Genomic DNA, 20,787 nt, shown 5'->3' with positions numbered 1-20,787 from the left:
AACACGGGCTTGTTCAACGCGCCGCGGCCGCATGCCAACCCTGTCAGCAACGTGTGGGCAGACGGCGCGTGCGCGCTGGCGCGTCGGGCACATCGAAGGGGGAACACGTTACGTAGCACGTAACACGCTGCACGGCATGGGGCCGTCTTGTTGTGCAACGGGACGCGTGCCTGTGCCATGTTCGCCATGCCGCGTCAAACAAGGGTTTGCGCGGCGGCGCCAGCGTCGATCGACTGCCTTGCCTGCTGCGTGCCATGCGGGTGGCACGCAGCTTGCGGTATTGACTCCCGACAAGCGCGGCGCACAGCGTGGCGCGGAGCAAACGCCCTAGTCGTATTGCGTTCCGCGCTTAACAGGTCGCATGCATCGTCCAAGAGCCAATTCGATAGCAGTTCCAAAGGAGAACCTTCCGCGAGGAAGACCAGGAGATCCCATGAAAGCGCATTTCGCCCCGATGTCATCCATGACCCTCGCCTGTGCCGCGGCACTGTTGCTGCTGGCAGGTTGCTCCTCCAACGGATCCGGCAGTGGCGTGAGCCCCGCCGCCATCACGCCCACCACGCCCCCGAACCCGCCAACGCCGGCTGCAACCCCCGACACCACGCCCACGGCCAAGGTCACTGAAGGCGCTGGCAATACGGTGGTGGCGACGGGCAACGCAGTGAGCGATATCGGCAAGCAGATCCAGGCGGCGCAAGTGCCGCTGCTTCCGGACGCTACGCGTAACGCGCTCGGCGGCGTAGTGGCAAACGCGGGTGACACGGCGGGCGCGCTGGGCGCAGGTGTGGGCGACGGACTTGGCAAGATGGGTGCAGTCACCGATCCGCTTGGCATCACCGTGTCCAGCACCGGCAACGTGGTGCAGAAAGCCGGTGTCACGGTATCGAGCGCAGGCGATCTCGTGAGCAGCCTCGGCACCGGCCAGCTGGCTCCGCTAGGCGCAGTGACCACGCCCGTGGGTGGCCTGGTCAACCAGGTTGGCGGCGCGGTGACGATGGCCGGCGGCAAGCTGGGCGAGGCGCTTTCGACCGGCCCCGTGGCGCAAGTCAGCGGCAGCGTGAGCAAGGTGATCGTGCCGTTGACCACGCAGGTCACTACGGTTACGCAAACGATTGGCGCGGCCACCGGCCTTGGCGCGCCGCTGGACAACCTGCTGGCCACGCTGGGCAACTCGGTGGCCAGCGGCGGCAGCCTGCTGACCAATACCCAAGCCCCCGTGGTCTCCAGCCTGGGCGGCGTCGTGACCGAAGCCGGCAAGACCGTCGCCGGGGCCGGCATGCTGGTGCACGGCAACGGCACCGGCGGCAACCCGCTCGGCGGGCTGCTCAGCAACCTGCCCCTGGCCGGTATCGGGGGCGGCTCCAGCTCAGGCACAAGCGCTGGCGCAGCAGGCGCGTTGGCGCCTGTGACGGGCTTGCTTGCAGGCGTGACGGGCGGCGCTTCCACGGGCGCTGGCACTGGCACTGCCGGCGCGCTGGGGCCCCTGACCAGTTTGCTGGCGCCTGTGACGGGCGTGCTGAGCGGCGCGCGCAACGCCGCGGCGGGCGCGACATCGACGACGTCGACGACGTCGAACGCGCCTGGGCTGACCAATCTGCTCGGTGGCCTGGCTCACTGAGTTTGATCTAAATACGTCTTTACGGTGCGCAGTCGTCCTTACCCCGTGGCTGCGCATCCTTTTACATCACACCGCGCCACATGGCTCACCCGAACGGGTGTGGTATTTGACGCGAGTAGAAGTTTTGCTCTTTAAGAAGACACTGTTTTCAAACGGATGTCAGCCGTTATGCTGAGACAACTATAACTCCAAGGGGGGGTATGGTTGATACATGGCTTTGATCTATAAATTGTGCACCAGCGTTACTGCTCGGTACTAGCCTGGCCACAAGAGCGAGGCGGCATCGGAGGGGTAAGCGGACGCTGGGTGATGACATAAATTAAAAACGGAGTGAAATCATGAAATACGCTTTGGCACGCTTTCTTCGGGACGAACAAGGGGCAACTGCAATCGAGTATGGGTTGATTGCGGGGTTGATCGCAATGGGCATGATCGTCGGCGCCACCGCGCTCGGTAACAACCTTTCGACTGGCTTTACCAACCTAGGGACAAAGCTCCTCTCGCTCCTGCCTGCCGCCGCCACCTGACACAGTGGAGGCCATTGCCGCGCTCTACTGTGCGGTAACCATCTGGACCGACCTGGCTTACCGGAAAGTACCCAATGCCGTGCTGGCAGCCACCCTGGTGGCTGTCTGCCTGGTGCTGCTGTTCGGGCATATGCCTGAGCCAGCATTGGCTTCGCGCATGCTCGGCTTTGCGATTGGCTTGCTGGTCATGTTGCCGGTCTACGCGCTCGGGCGCATGGGTGCGGGTGACGTCAAGTTCTTCGCGGTAACGGGTTTGTTCACCGGCCCATTGGGTCTGGTGACGGTGTGGATCGTCGGTAGCCTGCTCGCTTTTGCACATGCATTGTTGGTGCGTGCGGAAGCTGGCACGGTCTGGGCTACCTGGCGGAACCGCGTAGATGGCCTGTCGCAGCGGCGAGCTGGCGTGACAGCGACGGTTGTGGCGAAGCAGGTGGCCGGGAAGCGCGGAATCCCATATGCCGCTTACCTGGCTATGGGCCTGATCGTGTGGATGGTTTCGGGGAAGTAGCTGCCACGCAGGTGGATGGCTACCCGCTATTGCCCTTGGGGTCCGCGCCACCGGTTCGGCGCAGAATTGTAAAAGATAACCGGGTGAAGTATGTCATTGCGGGGAAACCACGCCGTGCGGATGCGCTCGTCCGGAGCGGCCGCGCTTGAGTTCGCCATCGTGCTGCCGATCTTGCTGACAGTTGTGATCGGCATCGTCTATTTCGGCATCGTTCTAGCCGTGCAGCAGGCGCTTACGCTGGCTGCGGAAGAGGGAGCGCGTGCCGCCCTGCGTTATCCGAGCGGCGCCGCCGCCAATAACGCAGCCGCTACGCAGGCGCTGCGAGTGAGCGCAGCCTCCAGCACGGCGCTGGCCTCATTGCCGACGTCAATCAGCAGCCTGATTTCAGCGGCCAATGTGGCGCAGGTGATCAGCTGCGCGAATCCGAGCGGCTCGGCCTGCGTCAAGGTCACCCTAAGCCTCAGTTCGAGTTCTATCCTGCCCGTCGTGCCCGGCGTGCCTCTGCCCGCCACGCTCACAGGCAGCGCAACGGTGCAACTGGCGCCTGACACATGACGGTGCACCTGCTGGGCGCGCCGCTCTCGCCGTTTGTTGACATGCGTCTAAGCCAGCTTTCATTCACCCGAACCAGAGACATCGCATGACCAGCAAACAGATTCGCGTGCTCGCCATCGCGCTGCTCGTTCTTGCCGCCGTGCTGGCATTGCTAGCGTGGCGCGTGGCCCGCACGCCTGCGGCGCCGGCGGTGCCGGTGACCGGGGCAGTGGAATTGCATCCGGTGGTGATCACGGTCAAAGCTGTCGAGGCAGGAAAGCCGGTGCCGGCAGACGCGCTCAAGGTCGAACAGTTGCCGATCAATCCGGCCGGGGCCTATGCCGAGGTAGCCCGTGTCGCCGGGCAGGTGCCGGTGGTTGCCATCGGGGCCAACGTGCCGGTGCTGGAGAGTCACCTGCTGGCGGGATTGGCCACGCAGGTACGGGATGGCGAGCGCGCGGTAGCGGTTGCCGTCGATGAGGTGATCGGTGTCGGCAACCAGGTGCAGCCAGGTGACTTCGTCGATGTGTTCGCGGTGTTCCGCCGGGACGGCCAGGAGATCGAGGGTAGCCAGGCGCGCATGCTGCTGGCGCGCCTGCGGGTGCTGGCCTACGGCGCCGGCACTGTCAACGAGGCGGCCAAGCCCACACCCGAGCAAATGATGGTTCGCCGTGAAGGCGCCAAGACCGCCGTGCTGGCGGTGCCCGTGGCGGATGTTGGCAAGCTGGCGATTGTGCAGCAGACCGGGCGCTTGCTGTTGGCGTTGCGCAATCCTCAGGATCCCGACGTTCCCACCCAAGGCCTCTTTGAAGATCCAGCGCCGGTATTGCAGGCAAAGGCACAGGCACAGGCGAAAGGCGGGGCCTCCACGCCGGTCGCAGCGCTGGCGCCATCCGATCGCGCAATGGCAGGCGTTGCACTGGCCGGCATCGCGGGCGGTGCCCGGCGTGAGGCCGTCCCCGTCAAGGCGGCACCATCGCCTGTCCCCGCACCCGCAGCCGTAGCGCAGCGCCCCCATGGCGCGAGCACTAGCAGCGTCGCGCAAAACAGTGTTGAGATGATCCGCGGCGGCAAGCGCGAGATCGAATGAAGCAGGAGCACGCCGTCGTGGTGGATGCATGCCCCGTGCAGGCCCGCCGGATTGCTTTCGGATCCATGTTTTCAGTGTTACTTCTGGATAGTCGATTGATGAAATCCATTGTTGCCGGGGCCGCCACCATCCTGGCCGTCTGCTGCACCGCCTGCGCGGCGTGGGCTCAGCAGGCCGACGGCGGCGTGCGTGATTTGAAGCTGGTGGTGGGTAGCCAGCATGAACTACGTTTGACTAAGCCACTTGAGCGCGTGGCCATCGGCAATCCAGCCGTGGCGGATGCGTTGCTGCTCAAGAGCCGCTCGGGTGCCGACGGCGTGCTGGTGGTGGCCAGGAAGCCCGGCGCTACCGAGCTGATGGTTTGGGCGCGCGGTGAAGGTGCACAAACCTACCGGGTGCAGGTGGATGCAACGCGAGGCGAGCCTGGCGACCCTGACGTGGCTGTATCGGGCGGGGGAGCGTTGATCAGCGGGCAGGCGCGCGATGCGCAGGCATCGCTTCGCGCGCAACTGGTAGCGCGCTCAGCCACCGCCGCGGCCGAAGGCAAGGGCGGCGTGGTGATCGACCGCTCCACAATTCCGGTCAGCAGCACGGTGCAGGTCGACGTCAAGGTGGTCGAGCTCAGCAAGACCGTGCTTAAGGAAGTGGGGTTCAATTTCTACCGGAACAACGGCGGCTTCGCCTTCGGCACGTTCTCCCCGTCGTCGCTGAACAAGTTCACTTTCACACCTCGAACGGACTCCACGCCGGGCTCATTCAGCGCCGATATCAGCTCGCCGATGAGCAGCGCCTTTAATCTTGTCGCGGCATCGTTCTCGCGCGGGATCTTCGCCAACCTGAGCCTGTTGGAGAGCAACGGCATGGCACGGGTGCTGGCCGAGCCTAGCCTGGTGGCGCTGTCCGGGCAGAGCGCAAGCTTCCTCGCCGGCGGCGAGATCCCCATCCCGGTGCCGCAGGCGCTCGGCACGACCACCATCCAGTTCAAGCCCTTCGGCATTGGCTTGACGGTGACACCGACTGTGCTTTCCAAGGACCGCATCGCACTGAAGGTTGCGCCGGAAGCCAGTGATCTTGATCCGTCGCGCGGGATCTCGATCAACGGTGCCATGGTGCCAGCGATCGTCACCCGCCGCGCCGATACCACGGTGGAACTCGGCGATGGCGAGAGCTTCGTGATTGGCGGGCTGGTCAGCCGCAACACGATCAGCAATGTCAGCAAGGTGCCCTTCCTTGGCGACCTGCCGATCATCGGCACTTTTTTTCGCAACCTGAACTTCAACCAGGAAGACCGCGAACTGATGATCGTGGTCACGCCGCGCCTAGTGCGCCCGCTCGCCAAGGGCGCCGCGGCCGTGGCCGCGGTCAGCGAGGATGGACGCACCAGCGGCAATCCCAATGTGTGGGGCCGGTACGTGCTTGGCGAATACGTCGATCCGACGCTGCCAGGGTTTTCGAAATGACACCGGGCAAGCAGGACGACGGCGCAAGGCAGGGCCAGATGGACTTCTTCCTGTTCAACACCGCACAGCTGGAACCTCGCCAGTGGCTGGCCGACGCGCTCGGGAACCTGGGCCGGCTGGTGGTCGAGGCCGGGCCGCCGGATGCTTTCCTCGAGCAGGTGGGCACGGTCAATCCCGGCATGGTCTTCCTGCACTTTTCGCGGGAGCAGGCGCTGGCATCGAGCCGGCTCGCGGAGCAGCTCACCAAGCTGTACCCGGGTCTTGCGCTGGTAGCGGTGGGTAATGCGGGTGAGCCGGACATCATGCTGGCCGCGCTGCGGGCCGGCGCCAAGGACTTCATCGACATGACCGCGCCGCCGGCCGGCGCGATCGAGATCGTGCGCAGGCTGATGGCGGCGCGCGGCCAGGCGGAGCCGGCACGCCGGGGCAAGGTCGTGGCGGTGCTTGGCGCTCGCGTGGGCGTGGGCGCGACAACGCTGGCTACCAACCTCGCGGCAGCGGTGCACAAGCGCAGCCATGACGAAGTGCTGTTGATGGACCTGGGGCTGCCGTCGCGCGACGGCTCGCTGTACATGAACATCAGCCCCGGCTTTCACTTTGTCGAAGGCGTGCGCAACCTGCGGCGCTTCGACCAGGTCTTCGTGCAGACCGCGCTGGCGCGCCATGGCAATGGCGTGGCCGTGTTGCCGCTCCCGGCTACCCTGGCGGAGATGCGTGACATCTCGTTCATGGAGGCGCTTGGGCTGCTCAATCGCCTGCGCGCATTCTTTGACCTGCAGGTGGTGGACCTGGGCGGCTTCAGCAATGTCGATTTCATGGCGCACCTGGTCAAGGCCGCCGATATGGTGGTGATGGTGGTGGACCAGAGCGTGGGCGCCATCGTCTCGGCGGCGGAATTGCTCCAGGAGTTGAAGAAGCGCGAGGTGGAGCGCGAGGACCTGCACTTGCTGGTCTCGCGCTTCGAGGCGCGCCTGGGCGTGGATGCCCAGCAGATTGCGCAGCGCCTGGAGGCGCCATCGGTCGGCACCTTGCCCGACCGGCGCGAGCCGCTGGTGCTGGCGCTCAACCGTGGCGTGGTGCTGGCCGACGACAGCCCCGCCGATCCCTATGTCCGTGCCGTTGGCCAGTTGGTGGATCGGCTGGGATACCGTGCCGGCACTGCAAGCGAAGCTGGCTTGCTAAGCCGGGTAAAAGAAAAACTGCCCGAAGCGCTACGCGCCATGCGCGTGATACGCACTGAGCGGGCTGGGAACTGACATGTCGCAAGCCATCGAATTCTCCGACAACTCCGCCGCGCCTTTTCCTGCTTCGCAGGAATTCCAGAACATCAAGGAAGCGGCCCATGAGCACCTGCTCACCCGCATCGAGGAGCTGGGCGCGGAGTTCGGCCGCTGGTCGCGCACCGCGATCAACCGCTTTGTCGACCTGGAGCTGGAGAGCTTCACGCGGCTGCGCCGCATCCCCATCAACGAGGCCGAGCTGCACCAGATCGCCGAGGCACTGACCAAGGAGCTGGCGGGCTTCGGCCCGATCGAGGACCTGCTCAATGACCCGGCGGTGGAAGACATCCTGGTCAACGGGCACCTGGACGTCTACGTATCCCGGCACGGCGTGCTGGAGCGCATTCCCGTGCGCTTTGCCGATAGCGGGCACCTGCTGCGCATCGTGCGCCGCATCCTGGCGCCGATCGGGCGGCGGCTGGACGAATCCAATCCCATGGTCGATGCGCGCTTGCCGGATGGCGGCCGCATCAACGTGGTGATTCCGCCGCTGGCGCTGGCCGGCCCGGTGGTGTCGATCCGCAAGTTCCGCAAGGACCCGCTGACGCCCGCAGACCTGCAAGGCCTTGGCACCATGAGCCCCGAGGTCAACGAACTGCTCGAGGCTGCCGTCAAGGCGCGCTGCAATATCCTCGTCAGCGGCGGCACCAGCTCGGGCAAGACGTCGCTGCTCAATGCGCTGGCCACCTATGTGCCCGACGGCGAGCGCGTGATCACCATCGAGGATACGGCCGAGCTCGCGCTCAACCATCCGCACGTGGTGCGGCTGGAGAGCCGCCCAGGCGGCTTCGAAGGCACGGGCGTGGTGTCGATCCGCGATTTGCTGCGCAACAGCCTGCGGATGCGGCCGGACCGCATCATCGTGGGCGAGGTGCGCGGCGGCGAGGTGCTGGAAATGCTGCAGGCCATGAGCACGGGCCACGACGGCTCCATGGGCACCATCCACTCGAGCAGCCCGCGCGAGTGCCTGTACCGGCTAGAGATGCTGGCCGGCTTTGCCGGCTTCCAGGGCAGCGAGGCCAGCCTGCGCCGGCAGATTGCCAATGCCATCGACTTTATCGTGCAGATCGGCCGGCTCTCCAACGGCAAGCGGCGCATCCTCTCGATCACGGAAGTCACCGGCCTTGGCGACAACATCATCTCGACCCAGGAACTGTTCCGCCACGAACCGTTCGTCGGCCCGGACGGCAACGAGGTAGACCGCTGGCTCTCGCTTGGCATCTTGCCGCATTCGCCCAAGCTGGCGCGCATGCGCCCGACCAACTTCGGCCTGGACGACCGCTTCGATGTCTAGCGCCGCGCTGGTCGTTGCGGCGGCCGCTCTCGTTTTGCTGGGACTGGGCCTGCTACTGCTGGCGAGCGCCAAGGCGCGCGCCCAGGAGGAAAGCGCGCGTGCGTTTTTGCAAGCGCAGACCGAGCAGGTCAAGGCGCGCTATGCGACCACGCCGGAGCCGCAAGCCGGCAAGAAGCAGCACGACTTGCGGCGCAAGTGGGCGGATTTCCTGCGCCGCGCGGACCTGGCGCCGACGCGGCATACCTATGCGCTGTGGGGCGCCTTGCTCGCCGCGATGGTTCTCGCGGCAGCAACCGTGGGCGGCGGGCTCGCCGCGGTGGCAGGACTGGTCATGGGACTCGTGGTTCTCTACTTCCTCCTGTGGCACCGCGCGCGCCGTCTTGGCGCCAAGCTTCGCCAGCAATTGCCTTCATTTCTCGATGCCGTGGTGCGAATGATGAGTATCGGCAGCAGCGTGCCCGCAGCGTTCCAGACTGCGATCGGCAATACCGAGGCGCCGCTGCGCCAGTGCCTGGTGCAAGCCATCCATTTGCAGCGCGCGGGGAAAGAGCTGGACCAGGCCGTGCTGCAGGTGGCCCGTATTTACCGGGTGGACGAACTGATGCTGCTGTCGTCCGTGTTGCGCCTGGCGGTGCGCTACGGCGGCCGTGCCGACATTGTCATGGAGCGCACCGCCGCCTTCATGCGCGATCGGGAACAGGCGCAGCAGGAGCTCCGCGCGCTCTCGTCGGAAACGCGTCTATCGGCTTGGATTCTGGGATTGTTGCCCCTCGTGGTGGGCGGGATGATGTTTATCATGAATGCTGCCTACATCATGATGATGTGGCGCGACCCAACCGGCAAGACACTACTGCTGGTTGCCGTGATGCTTGAGCTGATGGGCGCCGCCATGCTCTATCGCCTGGCCAAGTCGGTATAGGAACAAGAGACCATGGATAGCACTGCCCTGATCTCGCTGAGCCTATGCGCTGCGGCCATCGGCCTCGCAGTCCTGGCCTTGCCGCTCGTGGGGCAATGGCGCCAGCGCTACCGCGCGGAGAAGACAATCGATGCCGCGCTTTCGCGGCAGGCGGCAACTGCCGCAGCGGCACCTGCGGCTACTGCTGCGGCTGGGGCGCTCCCCGCGAACAACACCGCCACGACTCAAAGCACCGGCGCCCGCATCGGCGCCCGGCTCAGCGGGCAACTCAGCAAGCGGTTCGATCAACGCTGGCTGGATTCGCCGCTCGGCAAGGCAGTCGTCACGACCGAAGAAGACCGACTGCTTGAACAATGCGGATTTTATGGCGACAGGGCACGCGCAATCTTCGGTGGCTTGCGCTTGTCTGTGCCGGCAATTCTTGCCGTTGGGACCTTCGCTTGGCGCCTGCCAACCTCGCTGGTCGGCGCGATGTTCTGGGCATTTACTGCATTCGCAGTCTTTTTCCTCGCGCCGAAATGGGCCTTGCGTCGTCGGGCAAGCCATCGCGTGCGTCGCCTGGAGGATGAGCTGCCTGTGCTGGTCGACATGCTACGTCTTTTGCAGGGCGTTGGATTGTCGATTGACCAGAGCCTGCAGGTAATCGTGGCGGAGTTCGGCAGCATGCTGCGCGTGCTCGGTCCTGAGCTGATGCGCGCCAACCAGCAGTTTGCGTCAGGCCGCTCGCGCGAGCAGACCCTGCTGCGCATCGGGAAGTTGTTCGACAGCGAGGACCTGAAGAGTCTGATTACGATGCTCAGCCAGGTGGATCGATTTGGCGGAGCCGTCCAGGAGCCGCTAAAGCAATTCGGTTTGCGCCTGCAGGAATCGCGCAAGGCGCGCATGAAGGAGCAAGTGGGCAAGCTGACCGTGAAGATGACGGCCGTGATGGTGGTGACCATGCTGCCCGTGTTGCTGATCATTACGGCCGGGCCGGGATTCTTGGGCGTAATGCGTATGCTGGCGAATATGTCGGGGGGGACGAAATGACAGGACCGAACAGGCGCTCCGGCGCCGTGGCGACACTTCGACGGGAATGGCTTGCCAGCTGCCTTGCCACTGTTGGCCGGCTGCCGACCGTGCCCTTGCCTGCGGTGCTGGCGTCGGCGCTGGCCCTGACAGCGCTAGCCGGCTGCGGCACCAGCTTGGCCACCCGCATGAGCGAGCAGGCCGATGCCCAGGTGGAACTGTCGAAGCTGCGCGACAAGCAAGACCGGGCTGGCTATGACGACAAATCGGTCTACCTCGGCCTGATCGGCAAGATGCAGGAAGAGGGCTTGTACTTCGCGTCGCTCGCCCATATCGACGTCTACGAGAAACGCTTCGGCGCTTCGCCGGCGATGACGTTGATGCGCGCGGACGCGTTGCGGGAGACCAGCCAGGATGCGGCTGCCGAGCAGGCTTATCGCAGCCTGGCCGGCACGTCGGTGCAGGCGCGCGCCTACCACGGGCTGGGCCTGATTGCTGGTCGCAAGAACGATTTTGCTGCTGCCGCGACGCAGTTCCAGCTGGCAGCCGTAGCCGATCCCACCAACGCCCAGGTGGCCAATGACCTGGGTTACGCACTGATGCGCACTGGCGCGTTGCCCGAAGCGCGCGTGCCCGTGATGCAGGCCTTGCAGCTCGATGGCAAGAATCCGCGCGTGGTAAGCAACGCGGCGGTCTGGCTGGCTGCCAGCGGCAAGCGTGACCAGGCGGCGTCGCTGATGCAGCGGGCCGGCCTGCCCGAGGCAACGCGCAAGGCGGTGTCCCAGGAGGCGGAGCGGGTCCGGCGTGCCAGCACGCAACGCGCGCGCGTCGCCGCGCAGCGCACAGCACCGCAGTCGGCCCGGCTTGCCGCCGCCGGGGCACCAGGCCCGAGCCATCAGCGCCTGACCGACATCATCCAGGCCACGCCATGAGAGATCGCTTGATGGCACCGCCTCGCAATACCCAATACCAGTTGCCCGATCCGACGGCACCAACCCAGGAGATTTCCATGAACCGGACCGGAACGAGTAGCCTGCTTGGCCTCGCCCGCCGCAGCGGACTGGCGCTCGCGATTGCCGCACTCGGGTTGGGCACCATCCCCGCCGGGGCCCAGACGGACGCACCTGCGACACCCTCGGTGCAGCCAGCCCGGCAAGAGATTGGCACGCATACCCGGAACATCCTCGAGATCCAGCGCAGTGGTACTCAGGCTGGCGAACTGCAGGTACTGCATGGGGAGCAGGCAGCCCTGTCCTACCAGCGCTATATGGCGACGTTCACCTATCCGATCCCGGAGTTCTACACGGGCCAGGCGGCACCGCGCAATGGCTCGGGCGGCGCGGCAGGGCAGGGAGTGGCAGGCCGATGACTCACAGTTGCTCGCATCTCGTCGCCAAGCGCCGACGCGGGCAGCGCGGCGCCATCGGCGTGCTTGGCGCCTTGCTGCTGGTGACGATTGCGATCGGTGCGCTGGTGTCGATCGATGTCGGCCATGTGTTCTATCGGCAGCGGCAGCTGCAGAAGATCGCCGACATGGCCGCGCTGGCCGGCGCGCAGCAGCTCAAGCAGGCAGCGGCTGCGGGCACGGTGTCGGCCAACGTGCTGAGCGCCACGCAATCGGCAGGCGCGCAGAATGACTACGCCGGTACGGCCACCGCCAATTGCAGCGCCGCAGGCAGCAGCGATGCCGATGGCATGCGTGTCTGCCTGGGCGTGTGGGATCCGGCCTATAGCACGGGTGGTGACACCGCGCGGCATTTCAACGCGGGGTACGACACCACCAAGCTATCGGCAAACGCGGTGCAGGTGGTTGTGACGCAGACCGTGCCGATCCTGTTCGTGATTCCCGGCAGCGCCTCGCGCCAGCTGCGCGCGGAGGCGATTGCCAATGCGAGCCCGCCGGTGGCTTCGTTTTCGCTGGGTAGCGGCCTCCTGGACGCCAACACCGGTAGTAGTGTGCTCGGCAATCTGCTAGGGACCACGGTGCAGTTGTCCGTTTTGGACTGGCAAGGCTTGCTCAACACCAGCGTCACGCTCGACCAGCTGCGCCTGAAGCTCGGTGTCGGCACCATTGACGACTTGCTGAAGACATCGCTGTCGATCCAGCAGTTCTATGCGCTCGTGTTGGGCGCGGCAGGCAAGGACTCGCTGCTGTCCACGGCGCTGGGCAGCCCGCCCACGCAACTTGGGTTGAGCGGGGTCAAGGCTAACGTGGGGCTGGGCCAGTTGCTGAATCTGGGCGTGCTGGCGCCGGCGGCGTCGTCAGCGGCCGACGTGGCGCTGAACGTGGCGCAACTGCTGATGCTCGGGGCGCAGGTTGCGAACGGCAATTCGGCGATCCAGGTCAAGTTGCCTTCCATTGATGTGGCCGGCCTTACCAGCATCGGCGCCCAGCTGTATGTGGTGCAGCCGCCTGTGATGGCTGTGGGCCCGGTGCGCCAGCTAAGCAACGGAACCTGGCAGACCACCGCGCATACCGCTTCGGTGGGACTGCGACTCGATGTCGGGGCCAATATTGGCGTGGCCAGCCTGGTGGGGGTCGGCATCAATCTGCCACTCTACGTTGAAGTCGCGGCGGCCACGGCTTCATTGCAGGGCATTCAGTGTGCGGCCGCAAAGGCGGATTGCCGTGCCACATTGGGGGTGAACACAGGCCTGGTCAAGGCCTGCCTCGCCGCAGCCTCCGGCAGTGGCTGCGCGTCCGGCCCTGTTACGTTAGTCGACACCGGGATTAATCTTGTCGGCACGGGGGTTAGCATCATCGCCAGCGGCAGTCCGCGAACTAGTGCGCTCGGCGTCAGCAGTTCGACGGTCAACCTGGCGCCAGGCACAACGACCCGAGTCGGGACGCCCCAAGCGCTAACAGGTGTCCTGGTCGATGTTGTAGGTAACCTGAACCTGACGGTCGCCGTCAAGCTACTCTGGCGTGACTTGCTGAATGTCCAATTGCCGCTGGCCGGTCTGCTTACTCCATTGTTCTCAGCTCTGGACGGCCTGCTGGGCCCATTGCTAGGTGCCCTAGGCATCCAGCTAGGCTACGCCGACATCTGGATGCACGGAATCGACTGCAACAACGCCGAGCTGGTGTTCTAAGCCATGCAGCAGGCTAATCGCCTTACGGCGCAAGACAGATGAAGACAGATCGCTGGGCCTACGAGAGCCTTGAAGTGTATGTATGGGAAGGCAAGTCCGACATTGCCGACCGTGTGGCGCGTTTCCTGTCGCCGCTCGGTGTGGATGTGATCCGCGCCGGCGCGCTGGAGGCGTTGCCCGTGGAGCCGCGCCTCAAGCCGTGCGTGGCGGTCATCAGCGTCTCGGTGATCGGCGCGGCGAAGTTCACCGCGCTGGACTGGGAGGCGGCCCACGGCATGCCCGTGGTGTGGGTGGCGGCGCCGGGGCGCGACACTGATCCGGGGCGGTTTCCGGCGGAGTATGCGCATATCCTGGCCGACGATTTCACGGGGCCCGACCTGCGCAACCAGATTGGCAAGCTGCTGCCGCAGCTGCTGGCGGCGGCCGAGCCCGAGAATGCGGTGGCGGACCTGGTGGCGGAGTCGCCCGCCATGCAGCAGTTCCTGTCGCAGGTGGAGACCTTCGCGGATTTCGGCAGCAACGTGATGCTGTATGGCGAGACCGGCGCGGGCAAGGAACGGATCGCGCAGCGCTTTCACGAGCGTAACAACATCTATGGCAAGGGGCCGTTCGTCGCCGTCAACTGCGGGGCAATTCCCGATGGCTTGTTCGAGTCGCAGTTCTTCGGCCATGCCAAGGGCGCGTTCACCGGCGCGATGTTCGCGCATCGCGGCTTCTTCGAGCAGGCCAACGGCGGCACGCTGTTTCTGGATGAAATCGGCGACCTGCCGCTGTTCCAGCAGGTCAAGTTGCTGCGCGTGCTGGAGGAGAGCGCGCTGACCCGGTTGGGCTCGACCATGCCGGTCAAGCTGGATTTCCGCCTGGTCGCGGCGACCAACAAGGATCTGCGCGAGGCCGTGTCGCAGGGGCGCTTCCGTGCGGACCTGTACTTCCGTCTGGCGGTGATCGAGCTGCGGCTGCCCAGCCTGGAAGAGCGGGGCGCTGTCGATAAGGTGGCGCTGCTGGTGTCGTTCCTCAAGCAGCTGCTGGGGCCGTCCGGCCTGGACGCTTTGCCGCCGCTGCCTGACTGGCTCAAGGGTGCGGTGGGCACGGCGTTCTTCACGGGCAATGTGCGCGAGCTGCGCAACCTGGCCGAGCGCATCGGCATCACCGTGCAGCAGACCGGGCATTGGGACGAGGCGCGGATCCGGCCCTTGTTCCGCAGCTTGCGGCCGGGTGCGTTCGACAGCAGCGAGCGCACGGCCGACTGGCGCGGCGAGACCGAGGAGCGTCGCCGCATTGTTGCCGCGCTGGATGCCAATAGCTGGCGGCGCCAGGATACGGCGGCCAGCCTGGGCATCAGCCGCAAGGTGCTGTGGGAGAAGATGCGCAAGTTCCAGATCGCCGACAACGAGGCCGAGCCAGCGTGAATGGCCCCCCGTCCTGGCACGGGGGAGCCGCGCTTCAGAACGTCTTCTTGCCGCCCTGGTAAGCGCTCACGATGCGGTTCATTTCCGCCAGCAGCGCGGCGGGCTCGCCGTGCAGCGTGCGCGCAATGCCTTGCATGTAGCCGAGCAGTTCCTGCTTGGCGGCTTCGGCAAAGTCCATGGTCACTGCCTGGTCCTCGTACAGCAGTACGTACGAGCGGGCGAAGCCGTACAGCAGGAAGTAGGCCGCGGCGTGCGCGGGGTCGGTGTCGATCAGCTCGCGCGTGGCTTTCTTCACCGTCACGAAAGCGTCGGTGCCGGGGAGCGAATCCTGGAATTGCTGAAGGGTGGTTTCAAGCGTCATGGCGCAATATCGGTTAGTGAAAACGGGGTCGTTGGGTCAAATGAAATTGGTTGCCTGGCGGATCGTTCCCGCTCATACGCTGTTCAACATGCGCCGCAGCAGCGCGGCGCCATCGCGCCCTTTGTAGGCGCGTTGCCATAGGTCATTGACCATGGTCGTGTAAAGCCGTACCGCCTCGGGCGCCGCGGTCACGGTGGCGATGCCGGTGGACACGTTGGGAAACTCGCCAAAGCGGAACGGGCTGGTGGCCACGTAGGCTTTGCCGGGCCGCTCGAAGACCTGGAAGGTCACATTGGGCATGCTGCCGTCGACGATGCCGATCTGCAGGCCGATGGGCTGCGCGTCCAGCAGGTCGATCACGCGCTCGATCTCGCGCCGGGCCGCCAGCGAGCGCTCCATGCGCACCGCGGGCGGCAGGTCCAGCCGTCCCACCAATCCAAAATGCACGAAGCGCTCCAGCGAGCGCAGGTCGATCAGGCTGGTGATGGGCGGCACGCTGCGCGCGAACGATTGCTTGCGCTCCTCCAGCAGGTCCAGCAGGGCGTCGATGGTTGCGGCTGGCGCCGGCTGCGGGCTCTCGGCCAGCATCTGGCGCAGGTGGCCGGCGTAATCGGGCGACGTCAGCAGGTAGGAGATCGGTTCGAAATGGGCCAGGATGCGCGTCGCACCGTGCTCGAGCTGGCGCATGCGTTCGATATACGCCACGGCCGAGTAGTAGTACTCGGACTCGACCCCCAGCATCGACGCCAGCGAGGTGCCGAGCAACTGGGCGAGACGGCCAAGGGTCTCGATCTTGACGATGTCGCCCTTTTCCATGCGATAGATCGCAGCGCGCGACACGCCGAGCTGCTCCGCGATGGCTTCCGCGCGCATCCCCGCGCCTAGACGATAGGCACGCAGGCGATTGCCGATTTCAACGAAATCAACGAGTGTGCCGGCAGCGAGCGGAGCGTCCATCCTCGGGGAATCTCAAAAAGAAGACAAGGCCCATCCTAGCATGGGCTGCGGCCGGATGGCGAGAGAAGCATCGTGTCGGCATGCCATGCCGCCGGGCTTCTCCAGGTTCAAGGCAATCCATGCTTCCAGACGAGATACCCACGACTGCCGAACGATCCGAACTAGCTGCACTTTGTGCATTAATGTGCATTTTATGCTTGATTCTGGTGCAAAAAAACAGCGTCAACGCACTGTACAGTCTCGTAAACGAGACTTGGCTAGTTTTTTGGATGGCATGTATATTGCGATTCGCATCATGGGGCCGGCAATCCGCCGGTCTTCCGCATCACGCTTGCCACACTAAAGGGGCGCTTCAGGCGCCAGAAAAGGAATCCGATGAAGAAGTCCCTCGCCACGGCGCTGTCCGTCGCCGCCATGACCGCCACGCTGACCCTCGCCGCCGCCAGCCTGCCCGCGCATGCCGCCGGCTATCCGGACCGGCCCATCACCATCGTCGTGCCCTACGCCGCCGGCGGCAGCAACGACCTGGTGGCGCGCGTGCTGAGCCAGCGCCTTGGCCAGGACCTGGGCGTCTCGGTGGTGGTGGACAATGCGCCGGGCGCCAGCGGCACCATCGGCGCGCTCAAGACCATCAACGCGCCGGCCGACGGCTACACGCTGCTGCTGGGTTCCAACAGCGAAATCTCGATCGCCAAGCTGACCAACCCGAAGATCAAGTACGACGGCCAGCGGGACCTGGTGCCCCTGCGCATGGTGGGCTCGCAGCCCATGGTGCTGGTGTCCGGCGCGCAGTCCGGCATCCAGGGCGTGGCGGGTTTCCTGGCGCTGGCCAAGAGCAAGAAGCCGGTGAACTACGGCACCTCGGGCATCGGCACGCCGCTGCACCTGTCGGGTGAGCTGATTCGCGGCGCCAGCAAGGTCGATATGACCCACGTGCCGTACAAAGGCGGCGCGCCGGCCATTGCCGACCTGATGGCAAACCAGATCGAGCTGGGCGTGCTGGTGCTGTCGACGGCGTTGCCGCAGATCAAGTCGGGCAAGCTGCAGGCTATTGGCGTGACCTCGGCCACGCGCTCGCATGCCGCGCCCAATATCCCGGCGCTGGCCGAGAACAAGGCACTGGCCAATGTGGATATGCGCCTGTGGTTTGGCTTGTTCGCGCCGGCCAACACGCCCAAGGCCGTGACCGACAAGCTGACGGACGCACTGGCTCGCGCCATTAACGCGCCGGAAGTGAAGAGCAAGCTGTCCGAATCGGGCGTCGACATCGATGCGAAGGACGCTGCCGCCTTCCGCGGCTTTATCGCCAAGGAAACCGAGTCATATCGCAAGATCGTGAGCGAAGCCAATATCCAGGAGTAATCCGGATCCAGGCGTCAGCGTGACGATGCCCGGGTGCTTGCGCCCCGGGCATCGTCGTTTTTGCGCTCAGGTCTTACGTCTCATCCATCAAAGAACGCGGATCTGCTTGACCTTGAACTTGGAGTCGCCAAAGAGCGCCTTGTCATATTCGCCCAGCAGCTCCACTTTGGTAGTGGCATCCACCGGCTTGCCGGCAGGCCACAGCTTCTTGTTGATCTTGATCCGGATCTGGCCGGTGCCGTCGTCGAACTGGTAAAGCTCATGGCCCACGCTGCTGATGATCTGCCCGCGCAGTACGGCCTGCTGGTCATCCTTGCCTTGCTCCGCCAACGCCTTGACGGTGGTCGTCGGAACCGTGGTTGGGCCCACGTACTGCGCTTGTGCCAATACGGCCGTAGCCGTCAGTGCTGCCGCGATCAGGATGCGTTTCATCGTTTCTCTCTCAGGTCTGGTTGAAACATACCGGCTGGGGGGCGGCAACTGGCCAGCCCATTGTGCCGGAGGCGGTGCTTTTGCACTGGCTCGGCGCCTATTGTGGAGAGCGCCGGCTGAACCGAAGCTGAACGGCGGGCGGGCAACGTTATGATGGCGCCTGCCGCCGTGGGCCGCTTTCGGTCCGCTCACACACTCCTAGGGATTCACATTGCGTTTTCTTCACACTGCCGACTGGCATCTCGGGCGCGTATTCCATGCGCGCAGCCTGCTTGAAGACCAGGCCTGGGTGCTTGACCAATTCGTCGCGCTGGCGCGCGAGCTCCGGCCGGATGCGGTGCTGATCGCCGGCGACGTCTATGACCGCGCGGTGCCGCCGCCCGAGGCGGTGGCGCTGCTGGACGACGTGCTGGCCCGCATCGTGGTGGATGCGGGGATTCCGGTGGTGATGATCGCGGGCAATCACGACAGCGCCCAGCGGCTCGGTTTCGGCGCGCGGCTGCTGACGGCGCAGGGTTTGCACGTGGCCGGCATCACCGAGCGCGATGCCACCTGCGTGACCTTGTCCGATGCCCATGGCGAAGTGCGGATCTATGCCTTGCCCTATGCCGAGCCCGCGGCCGTGCGCGACGCCTTCGGCATGGAACTGCCCGGGCACGAGGCGGCGCTCGCGGCGCGCCTGGACGCGATCCGCGCCAGCCATCCGGCGCATGCGCGTTCGGTGGTGGTGGCCCACGCGTTCGTGGTCGGCGGCGACGCCAGCGAATCCGAGCGGCCGCTTTCGGTGGGCGGCAGCGGCGCCGTTGCCGCCAGCGTGTTCGACGGCGTCGACCTGGTCGCGCTTGGCCATCTGCATCGCCCGCAGACCTTCAACCAGCGCATCCACTACGCCGGCTCCTTGCTGAAGTACTCGCTGTCCGAAGTCACGCACGCCAAGTCTGTCTCGCTGATCGAGCTGGCGGCCGATGGTGCGGTCAGCATCGAGCCGATCGCGCTGTCGCCCCGGCGCGACCTGCGCATCGTCGAAGGGCAACTGGCCGATCTGCTGGCGCAGGGCGCGGCGGATGCGCAGCGCGACGACTACATCCACGCGGTGCTGACCGATACCGGCGCCTTGCTCGATCCGATGGCGCGCTTGCGCCAGGCCTATCCCAATGCGCTCGCCATCGAGCGCGCCGTGCTGGCGCGCACGGGCGAGGCCGGCGCGGCCGGCCAGCGCCTGCGCCAGCTCGATACCGGCGAGCTGTTCGCCAATTTCTTCAAGGAGGTGGCGGACGAAGAGCTGGATGACGACAAACGCCGCGTGCTCGACCAGGTGCTCGAGGGCATTGCCCGCGCAGACCGGGAGTCTGCATGAGACCGCTGCGCCTGAAACTGCAAGCCTTCGGCCCCTTTGCCGCCAGCGAGGAAATCGACTTCAGCCGGCTCGGGGACCGGGCCTTCTTCCTGATCCACGGCCCCACCGGCGCGGGCAAGACCACCTTGCTCGACGCCATCTGCTTCGCGCTCTACGGCGACACCTCCGGCGGCGAGCGCAGCGCGCAGGACATGCGCAGCGCCAACGCCGATCCGGGCCTGCGCACGGAGGTGACGTTCGAGTTCAGCCTGGCGGGCCAGCGCTACCTGGCCACGCGATCGCCCGCGCAGGAGCGGCCGAAGCTGCGCGGCGAAGGCACCGTCAAGGAAACGCCCAAGGCCCAGCTTGACGTCATGGGTGACGCGGGCTGGACCAGCAAGGCGAGCCAGCCCAACAAGGTGGACGACTTCGTGCGCAACCTGCTGGGCTTCGACAGCAGCCAGTTCCGCCAGGTCATCGTGCTGCCACAGGGGCGCTTTCGGGAATTGCTCACGGCCGACTCCAAGAGCCGGCAGGCCATCCTGGAGCGGCTGTTCCGCACCGAGCTGTACCGGCGCGTGGAGGAACTGCTCAAGGGCCAGGCGGCCGGCATCCGCCAGGAAGCCGAGCGCCTGCGCATCGAGCAGACGGCGCTGCTGCAGCAGTACCAGCTCGAATCGGTGGACGCCTTGCGGGAACAGGCGGCAGGGTTACAGGCCCGGCTGGCCGAACTGCAGCTGCGCGACGTGGCTGCGCGCACCGTGCTGGAACTGGCAACGCTGGCAACCCGGCAGGGCGAGCAGACCGATGCCCGCCTGCGGGAGCAGCGCGATACCGAAGCGGCCCATGCCGCGCTGATGGCGCAGCGGCCCGACATCGAGGCGCAGCGCCAGCGGCTGCAGGCCGCGCGCCGGGCCATGCAGGTGCAGCCGTTCGAGCAGCACCTGGGGCTGGCCGTGCAGGAACACCAGCAGGCGCAGCAAGCGCTGGCCGCGGCAAGTGCGCGGGCCGCCGATTGCGCCGCTGTCTCGGCAACCGCCGCGGCGGGGCTCGAGGCCGAAGCGGCCCGCGCCGGCGATCGCCAGATGGCGCAAAAACAGGTGGCGGAGCTGGAGGCCATGTTGCCGCAGGCGCAGCGGCTCGGCGTGCTGCAGCAGGCGTTGCAGGCTGCAGCACGCCAGCAGGCGCAAGCGGGCGCGGCCCATGCCGGGGCGCTGCAGGCGCAGCAGCAAGTCACCGCCACGTTGCGGCAGGGCGAGGCTGGCCTGGCCCAGGCACAGGAAGGCGCGCGCGGGCTGGAGACGATCCAGCTCAAGCAGGCCGGCCTGGCGCAGCAGGCGGCCACGCTCGACAAATACGCATCCACGCTGGCGCAGTGCGATCAAGCGCGCCGCCAGGCCGAAGCCGACCAGCTCGCCGCGCGGCAAGCCGGCACGCAGCAGGCGGCAAGCCTGCTGCGCTTGCGCGAGACGGAGCAGGCCTGGCGGGCCGGGCAAGCCGCGCGGCTGGCGGCCGGCTTGCATGCTGGCGAGGCGTGCGCGGTCTGCGGGAGCACCGCGCACCCGCAACTGGCGCAGCACGTCGATGCACCAGTCTCCG

The 20,787-nt window shown here is 65.9% G+C and carries 20 protein-coding genes; 17 read left to right on the top strand and 3 right to left on the bottom strand.

Annotated elements, in window-relative coordinates; genetic code table 11:
* Positions 1-433 precede the first annotated feature (433 nt).
* The 14 genes from ACGLHR_RS32860 to ACGLHR_RS32795 all read left to right on the top strand — a co-directional run bounded on the left by ACGLHR_RS32860 (position 434) and on the right by ACGLHR_RS32795 (position 14,740).
* Positions 434-1,618 (top strand): collagen-like triple helix repeat-containing protein, encoded by a 1,185-nt coding sequence (locus ACGLHR_RS32860; protein WP_400099010.1) that lies wholly within the window; start codon positions 434-436, stop codon positions 1,616-1,618.
* A 338-nt stretch (positions 1,619-1,956) separates the two neighbouring features.
* Complete coding sequence (locus ACGLHR_RS32855) at positions 1,957-2,145, top strand: Flp family type IVb pilin (protein ID WP_400099008.1); 189 nt, start codon at positions 1,957-1,959, stop codon at positions 2,143-2,145.
* A gap of 4 nt (positions 2,146-2,149) precedes the next feature.
* Positions 2,150-2,653, top strand: a complete 504-nt coding sequence (locus ACGLHR_RS32850; RefSeq protein ID WP_400099006.1) for a prepilin peptidase — start codon at positions 2,150-2,152, stop codon at positions 2,651-2,653.
* 90 nt (positions 2,654-2,743) lie between these two features.
* On the top strand, positions 2,744-3,208 hold the full coding sequence (locus ACGLHR_RS32845) for a TadE family protein (RefSeq protein WP_400099004.1): 465 nt from the start codon (positions 2,744-2,746) through the stop codon (positions 3,206-3,208).
* 85 nt (positions 3,209-3,293) lie between these two features.
* Complete coding sequence (cpaB, locus tag ACGLHR_RS32840; RefSeq protein ID WP_400099002.1) at positions 3,294-4,277, top strand: Flp pilus assembly protein CpaB; 984 nt, start codon at positions 3,294-3,296, stop codon at positions 4,275-4,277.
* Positions 4,278-4,375: 98 nt separating this feature from the next.
* Entirely contained in the window at positions 4,376-5,737 is a 1,362-nt protein-coding gene (locus ACGLHR_RS32835; RefSeq protein ID WP_400099000.1) for a type II and III secretion system protein family protein, read from the top strand.
* Positions 5,738-5,775: 38 nt separating this feature from the next.
* Entirely contained in the window at positions 5,776-6,993 is a 1,218-nt protein-coding gene (locus ACGLHR_RS32830) for a pilus assembly protein (protein WP_400099034.1), read from the top strand.
* A 1-nt stretch (position 6,994) separates the two neighbouring features.
* Positions 6,995-8,311 carry a CpaF family protein gene (locus tag ACGLHR_RS32825; protein ID WP_150991529.1) on the top strand — a complete coding sequence of 439 codons (1,317 nt, stop codon included), beginning with the start codon at positions 6,995-6,997 and terminating at the stop codon, positions 8,309-8,311.
* Complete coding sequence (locus ACGLHR_RS32820; RefSeq protein WP_400098997.1) at positions 8,304-9,230, top strand: type II secretion system F family protein; 927 nt, start codon at positions 8,304-8,306, stop codon at positions 9,228-9,230. Before ACGLHR_RS32825 ends, ACGLHR_RS32820 begins: the two co-directional genes overlap by 8 nt.
* 12 nt (positions 9,231-9,242) lie before the next feature.
* Complete coding sequence (locus ACGLHR_RS32815) at positions 9,243-10,259, top strand: type II secretion system F family protein (RefSeq protein ID WP_400098995.1); 1,017 nt, start codon at positions 9,243-9,245, stop codon at positions 10,257-10,259.
* 119 nt (positions 10,260-10,378) lie between these two features.
* Positions 10,379-11,170 (top strand): pilus assembly protein TadD, encoded by a 792-nt coding sequence (locus tag ACGLHR_RS32810; protein ID WP_400099033.1) that lies wholly within the window; start codon positions 10,379-10,381, stop codon positions 11,168-11,170.
* A gap of 77 nt (positions 11,171-11,247) precedes the next feature.
* Positions 11,248-11,607, top strand: a complete 360-nt coding sequence (locus ACGLHR_RS32805) for a DUF3613 domain-containing protein (RefSeq protein WP_400098994.1) — start codon at positions 11,248-11,250, stop codon at positions 11,605-11,607.
* Complete coding sequence (locus tag ACGLHR_RS32800) at positions 11,604-13,331, top strand: TadG family pilus assembly protein (RefSeq protein WP_400098992.1); 1,728 nt, start codon at positions 11,604-11,606, stop codon at positions 13,329-13,331. The genes ACGLHR_RS32805 and ACGLHR_RS32800 overlap by 4 nt, the downstream gene beginning before the upstream one ends.
* Before the next feature lie 38 nt (positions 13,332-13,369).
* Positions 13,370-14,740, top strand: coding sequence for a sigma-54-dependent transcriptional regulator (locus tag ACGLHR_RS32795; protein WP_318234005.1), 1,371 nt, complete (start codon positions 13,370-13,372; stop codon positions 14,738-14,740).
* 34 nt (positions 14,741-14,774) lie between these two features.
* On the opposite strand, the gene ACGLHR_RS32790 is transcribed toward ACGLHR_RS32795, so the two are convergent.
* Entirely contained in the window at positions 14,775-15,101 is a 327-nt protein-coding gene (locus tag ACGLHR_RS32790) for a hypothetical protein (protein ID WP_006165120.1), read from the bottom strand.
* A gap of 72 nt (positions 15,102-15,173) precedes the next feature.
* The gene (locus ACGLHR_RS32785) at positions 15,174-16,058 is read right to left on the bottom strand and encodes a helix-turn-helix transcriptional regulator (protein ID WP_318234006.1); all 885 of its coding nucleotides are present in this window, start codon (positions 16,056-16,058) and stop codon (positions 15,174-15,176) included.
* 375 nt (positions 16,059-16,433) lie between these two features.
* Between ACGLHR_RS32785 and ACGLHR_RS32780 the strand changes: the two genes are divergently transcribed.
* Positions 16,434-17,420 (top strand): tripartite tricarboxylate transporter substrate-binding protein, encoded by a 987-nt coding sequence (locus ACGLHR_RS32780; protein WP_318234007.1) that lies wholly within the window; start codon positions 16,434-16,436, stop codon positions 17,418-17,420.
* An 87-nt stretch (positions 17,421-17,507) separates the two neighbouring features.
* Here the strand turns inward: ACGLHR_RS32780 and ACGLHR_RS32775 are convergent, their stop codons facing one another.
* Positions 17,508-17,852: a YgiW/YdeI family stress tolerance OB fold protein gene (locus ACGLHR_RS32775; protein WP_400098989.1), complete on the bottom strand. Its 345-nt coding sequence runs from the start codon at positions 17,850-17,852 to the stop codon at positions 17,508-17,510.
* A 211-nt stretch (positions 17,853-18,063) separates the two neighbouring features.
* Between ACGLHR_RS32775 and ACGLHR_RS32770 the strand changes: the two genes are divergently transcribed.
* Both ACGLHR_RS32770 and ACGLHR_RS32765 read left to right on the top strand, forming a co-directional pair.
* The gene (locus ACGLHR_RS32770; RefSeq protein WP_400098987.1) at positions 18,064-19,209 is read left to right on the top strand and encodes an exonuclease SbcCD subunit D; all 1,146 of its coding nucleotides are present in this window, start codon (positions 18,064-18,066) and stop codon (positions 19,207-19,209) included.
* Positions 19,206-20,787 (top strand): AAA family ATPase (locus tag ACGLHR_RS32765; protein WP_400098986.1); only part of this gene is annotated, 1,582 nt, incomplete at its 3' end. The genes ACGLHR_RS32770 and ACGLHR_RS32765, both read left to right, overlap by 4 nt.

The sequence above is a fragment of the Cupriavidus sp. CuC1 genome (assembly GCF_044627735.1).
Lineage (GTDB): Bacteria > Pseudomonadota > Gammaproteobacteria > Burkholderiales > Burkholderiaceae > Cupriavidus > Cupriavidus ulmosensis.
This window is presented reverse-complemented; position numbering and strand designations above follow the sequence as displayed.